We start from the raw sequence: 6,185 nt of genomic DNA, 5'->3' as shown, positions 1-6,185 counted from the left end.
ATAATAGCACAGGAAAACTTTAGTTGTCTAGTCTCAACGATTCCCTTATTTTCATGCCCCGGTCCAAACATGGGGCCTTCAACGTTGCTTTTCGGTAAAATAAAATACTTCGGATTAAAATCCGACTCCTCGCCTTTCATCCATCGCTTAAAAGACGATGGCTTTCATACTCACGTGTTATTTAGGTAATTTTTTGATAAAATTTTGTTTGTTTTATGAATCGAAATATTTTTTTTCAATACATAAAACTATCATAACTACCTTAAATTTAATACTAATTTAAACTTAACTAAATCTTAAACAGAAAAATGTGTCATCAATTATAAAAAAAGTACAAAAAAATAGAGAAAATAATTCGAGTCAACCCCACAAAAAAAGAACAGAACTATAATATAAACAGATATCAAACCAGCCCCAGAAAAATCAAAAATTAGGGCAAGGAAAGAATGTCAGCACCCTCCTCTAAAGAGACGGGGCTTCATGCCCTGTTAATTTAGGTAGCTGACCAGCCTAAGTCTTAACTGACTACGTTGCATTTAAGAGTCAAAGTTCTCACCTTGGGATGCTTGCCAGTCCCAAGCTCTGAAACCAGATAGTTAAAAGTTTACGAAGGGTAAAGCGGTGCTATCTGGATGCGCCGAAATGCAACATTGGCGAGGCAAACATTACGAGTAATCAGGACAGACGCAACAATGTCTAACCATGTCTTCGTTTTAGATACAAATCGCCAGCCCTTGACACCTTGCAACCCAGGAGTAGCCAGGTCATTACTCAAGTCCAGAAAGGCATCTGTGTTCAGGTGTTACCCATTCACCATTATCTTAAAAAAAGAGGTTAATTCTACTCCTGAACCCTGTCAGATCAAAATTGACCCTGGTAGCAAAACCACTGGCATCGCCCTACTAAATGGGGACAAGGTTATCTGGGCAGCAGAACTAACCCACCGTGGGCAACAAATCAAAAACGATCTGGAGTCTCGCCGGTCGTTGCGCCGTAACCGTCGCGGTCGCAAAACTCGCTATCGTCAACCACGATTTCTAAACCGGACACGTCCTAGGGGGTGGCTACCGCCAAGTCTTAAGCACAGAGTTTTAACTGTACTGACCTGGGTCAAGCGCTTAACACGGCTCTGCGCGGTAAGTAGTATTGCTCAGGAGCTTGTCAAGTTTGATCTGCAAAAGATGCAAAATCCTGAAATTTCGGGTGTGGAGTATCAGCAAGGCGAATTACAAGGTTACGAAGTCCGAGAGTATTTGCTGGAAAAGTGTGGACGCAAATGTGCTTACTGTGGCGCTGAAAACGTGCCACTGGAAATCGAGCATATTCATCCACGGTCAAAAGGTGGAAGCAATTGCGTTAGTAATCTGACATTGGCCTGTGCACCTTGTAATCAGGCCAAAGGAAATCAGGATATAAAGCAGTTTCTCAATGGCAAGCCCGACTTGCTTAAGCGTGTCCTAGTCAGGGCTAAAGCACCGTTAAAGGATGCTGTCGCCATTAATGCGTCTCGGTGGGCGCTGTTTAATGCCCTGAAGTCTACTGGCCTGTCTGTGTCCACTGGTTCTGGCGCTCAGACTAAATTCAATCGCCGTCGATTGGGGCTACTGAAAACCCATTGGCTGGATGCTGCTTGCGTGGGCAACATTGAGGCTTTAGAAGTTTTGACGACCCAGCCGCTGTTAATCAAATCCGCTGGCCATGGCCGCCGACAGGTAATTCAAGTTGATAAATACGGCTTCCCTCGGCATAATCAGGCTGGGGAGTTGGTTCGCAAGTCAGCACAAGTAAAGCAGATTAAAGGATTCCAAACGGGGGACATTGTGAGAGCGATTGTCCCCAGTGGCAAAAAGACTGGTGTTTATATCGGTCGGGTGGCAATTCGCTCTAGTGGATCGTTCAATATCAAAACCCCGAACGGCACTGTTGAGGGAATTAGCTTCAAACATTGCTCTTTTGTTCAAAGAAAAGATGGTTACAGCTATTCGTTCTCAGACGGCCGATAAATCCGCTGTGTCGTTTTTCCTCCCTGCGCTAAAGCGACGGGGTTTCCAAACTTCTAAGAGGTCATTATGAAAGTAACAAACGAGCAAGAACTTGAAGAACTGATAAAAAGAGTAAAACAAGCTCAAGAAAAATACGCAACTTATACTCAAGAACAAGTAGACTACATATTCAAAAAAGCAGCCCTAGCAGCCAATGCAGCTCGTATTCCCTTAGCCAAAATGGCAGCCACAGAAACAGGCATGGGAGTAGTAGAAGACAAAGTAATCAAAAATCACTTTGCCTCAGAAATTATCTATAACAAATACAAAAACGAAAAAACCTGCGGAGTTATCGAAGAAGATAAATCTTTTGGCTTTCAAAAAATCGCCGAACCAGTAGGAATCTTAGCAGGAATAGTTCCCACAACTAATCCCACATCAACAGCAATCTTTAAATCCCTAATTAGTCTCAAAACTCGTAACGCAATTATATTTTCTCCTCACCCCAGAGCAAAAAAATGCACCTGCGAAGCAGCTAGGGTAGTTCTCGAAGCAGCAGTTGCAGCAGGGGCACCAGAACAGATAATTGGTTGGATAGACGAACCAACTGTTCCCCTATCCCAACAACTGATGCAGCATCCAGATATTAAACTGATCCTAGCTACTGGTGGACCGGGAATGGTCAAAGCGGCCTACTCCTCCGGTCATCCATCCTTGGGAGTTGGTGCGGGTAATACACCAGCTTTGATTGACGAAACTGCTCATATCAAAATGGCAGTCTCTTCAATTATTCTCAGTAAAACCTTTGATAATGGCATGATTTGTGCCAGCGAACAATCAGTAGTAGTTGTAGATAGTATTTACGATACAGTCAGAGAAGAATTTATTGCTAGAGGCGCTCACTTCTTAACCCCAGAAGAAAAAGATAAACTGAGGAGCAAAATTATTGTCAATGGACGGTTAAACGCAGAAATTGTCGGTCAGCCAGTACAAAAAATTGCCGAGATGTCCGGTTTCTCCATTCCAGAAAATACCAGAGTAATTATTGGTGAAGTAGAAGATATTAATAAAGAAGAACCATTTGCCCACGAAAAACTTTCACCTATCTTGGCAATGTATCGGGCAAATACCTTTGAAGAAGCTGTAGACAAATCCGAAAGTTTAGTCGAATTTGGTGGACGTGGACATACAGCAGCTCTATATACTTCCCCTGCCAATACAGATCATATCAAACGATTTGAAGATACCGTCGAAACAGCCAGGGTTTTGATTAATACTCCTTCTTCCCAAGGAGCGATCGGGGACCTCTATAATTTCCGCCTTGATCCTTCCTTGACTCTCGGTTGTGGAACATGGGGTGGTAATTCAGTTAGCGAAAATGTCGAACCCCACCACCTATTAAATATAAAGACAGTGGCAGAACGTCGAGAAAATATGTTGTGGTTCCGCGTTCCACCAAAAATTTACTTTAAATATGGAGCTTTACCTACTGCCATGCGAGAATTGGCGGGAAAACAACGAGCATTTATCGTCACTGACAAACCCATTTACGAACTCGGCATGACTCGCGGTTTAGAAAATGTGCTGGATGAAGTTGAAGTTAAATATGACATCTTTTATGATGTAGAACCCGATCCTTCCCTTGATACTGTCAACCGTGGTTTGGAAATGATGCGGAAATTTAATCCTGATGTGATTATTGCCATTGGTGGTGGTTCCCCCATGGATGCTGCCAAAATTATGTGGTTGATGTATGAGCATCCAGAAATAGAGTTTGAAGGTTTGGCAATGCGGTTTATGGATATTCGTAAACGGGTTTACGATCTGCCTCCTCTTGGTGAGAAGGCTATTTTGGTGGCAGTGCCTACTACTTCTGGTACGGGTTCGGAAGTTACGCCTTTTGCTGTGGTGACTGACCGCCGAAATAATATTAAGTATCCTCTGGCAGATTATGCTTTGACTCCAACTATGGCTATTGTCGATCCAGAGTTGGTGCTGAATATGCCGAAAAGTTTGACTGCTTTTGGTGGAGTTGATGCTTTGACTCATGCGGTAGAAGCTTACGTTTCTGTTTTAGCTTCTGAATATACTAATGGTTTAGCGTTGGAAGCTATTAGGTTAATTTTTAAATATCTGCCTTCTGCTTATAACAATGGTGCTAATGACGCCAAGGCGAGGGAAAAAATGCACTACGCTGCAACCATGGCAGGTATGGCTTTTGCTAATGGTTTCTTGGGTATTTGTCATTCCATTGCTCATCAGTTGGGAGCTATTTTCCACATTCCTCATGGTTTGGCAAATGCTTTGATGATTTCTCATATTATTCGTTACAATGCTACTGATGCACCATTTAAGCAAGCAACTTTCTCCCAGTATAAATATCCTAATGCTAAGTGGCGTTATTCTCGAATTGCTGATTATCTGTCATTAGGTGGGGAAACTGAGGATGAAAAAGTAGATTTGTTGATTACTGCTATTGAGGAGCTGAAGAGTCAGGTTGGTATTCCCAAGGCTATTAAAGATGTGGTCTCTGTGAGTGAAGCTGAATTTTTTGCTAGGTTAGATGATTTAGCAGACCAAGCTTTTGACGATCAATGTACTGGTTCAAACCCTCGTTATCCTTTGATTAGTGATATTAAGCAGTTGTTGACTAATGCTTATCATGGTGACTTAGCTACTTCCGGAGAGTTAAATGGTAATGGTAATGGAAGTCAGGAGTCAGGAGTCAGGAGTCAGGAGAAAATAGCGGTAAAATAAGAAGTTAGTAGGGTGCTGTTAGTGATAAGGTAACGCACCCATTGGTGACAATACTCAAAAAAAATGCTGCATTAGATTCAATTCAAAAGTCAAAAGTAAGAATTTTCAAGTTATATCATGTCCGGTAGCATCGGAGCGTGTATAAAATTAAGGTGACACTCTTGAGAAAACCTTCTGCCTCCTGCCTCCAGCTCCCGCTGCCTTCCTTCCACCAAAGTCTAATTATTAAACCGGACATGATATTATATCAAATCCGGTAGCATCGGTGTAATAAGATAGTGAATCAGAATTCAGCAATCCTGCAATCCAGAATTCAGAAGGGAAAAGAACTCAGAATTCTTTCCTAATCTGGGTAAAGATGGAATATTTTGTTATACCGAATTAAACGGATTTGATATTAAAAGTTAATGCAAAGTTTTAGCTGTGTCAGTCCAGTCGTAGGACTTTAGTCCGATGATTTGTTTTGGAGCTGAAGCTCTACTACAAACAATTAATATCATGTCCGGATAATTAGTGACAAAAAAAACTTTTTCCCTTTCAACCTTTCTTTCCCTTCTGCTCTCTGCCTTCCCTCCTCCAAAGTGTAACTATTCAACCGGACATGATATAAGCTATGCTTGGGCTTTTAATTTACAGCATATTTCGGGCAAATAGGGTACAGGCTAAATGATGAAAATATTGTAGTGCGGGCATCTTGCCCGCTTCGGGGTGTACCTCATAACAACGGAAAGCGCTGTAACACCTTTATAGCAGTTTCAGCAAAAGTTAGGAAATATCAAAAGCTTAAAACTCAGACAAAGCAAGGTTTTTCCTTCTTCCTTCTTTCTTCTGCTATACAGAACGATAAAGAGTAAACTATTATTTTTATCTACTGTTTCTTGTTACAACTTGATAATTAACGCTATATATTTTTCCTCTTTCTAACTTGTCTGCGCCAAATTCCAATTTGCCTACTAAAAATGCAAAGAGTAGCTCCAACCCAACAAATTTCTAAAAAAGATATAAATGCGTGATATTTCATTTTTTCCCCTACCTCTAGTTAGATAAAAATTTATTTATTCTATAAATTAATTGCCGAAAAATTTAGGTATAATACCATTTTGAAAAAAGAATGTTACGAATAATAAGAATCATAAATAGACTTTCAAATAAAGTCTATTTGACGAAAAAGATAATTTACAACATCAAAAATGGTATTAAATCTATCCCCATACGAATTATGGATTGCAGAATTGCTGTTTGCGGAGCATGACAAACGGAAATTCTAATAAATACCTAGCTATTTGTAGCAAACATTTATCAAATTGGTATAAAGCCTCTCCATTCATGGATAAAAAAGAAAAAAAATCCTTTGATCCAATCCTATTATTTATAAGAAGAGGTAATTCTAAATTCTAAATTATTGAAAGTCAAATTCACACCAAACCTGTTCTCAAAGCAACAACA

At 40.5% G+C, this 6,185-nt stretch carries 2 protein-coding genes; both read left to right on the top strand.

Features of this window, described 5'->3' with window-relative positions; translation table 11 throughout:
• Positions 1-692: 692 nt before the first annotated feature.
• Positions 693-2,003 (top strand): RNA-guided endonuclease IscB, encoded by a 1,311-nt coding sequence (gene iscB / locus F6K54_RS38435; RefSeq protein WP_293089365.1) that lies wholly within the window; start codon positions 693-695, stop codon positions 2,001-2,003.
• Positions 2,004-2,069: 66 nt separating this feature from the next.
• A complete protein-coding gene (gene adhE / locus F6K54_RS38430) occupies positions 2,070-4,739 on the top strand; it encodes a bifunctional acetaldehyde-CoA/alcohol dehydrogenase (protein ID WP_293089363.1) in 2,670 nt (889 codons plus the stop codon).
• The last annotated feature ends 1,446 nt before the right edge of the window (positions 4,740-6,185 follow it).

Origin of the sequence: Okeania sp. SIO3B5 (assembly GCF_010692555.1) — a bacterium.
Lineage (GTDB): Bacteria > Cyanobacteriota > Cyanobacteriia > Cyanobacteriales > Microcoleaceae > Okeania.
The sequence above is the reverse complement of the archived record's forward strand: the minus strand, read 5'-3'. Positions and strand labels throughout refer to the sequence as shown.

Bases quoted from the DNA above. Each gene is read 5' to 3' on its own strand.
- iscB (WP_293089365.1), top strand. From the start codon at position 693: ATGTCTAACCATGTCTTCGTTTTAGATACAAATCGCCAGCCCTTGACA.
- adhE (WP_293089363.1), top strand. From the start codon at position 2,070: ATGAAAGTAACAAACGAGCAAGAACTTGAAGAACTGATAAAAAGAGTA.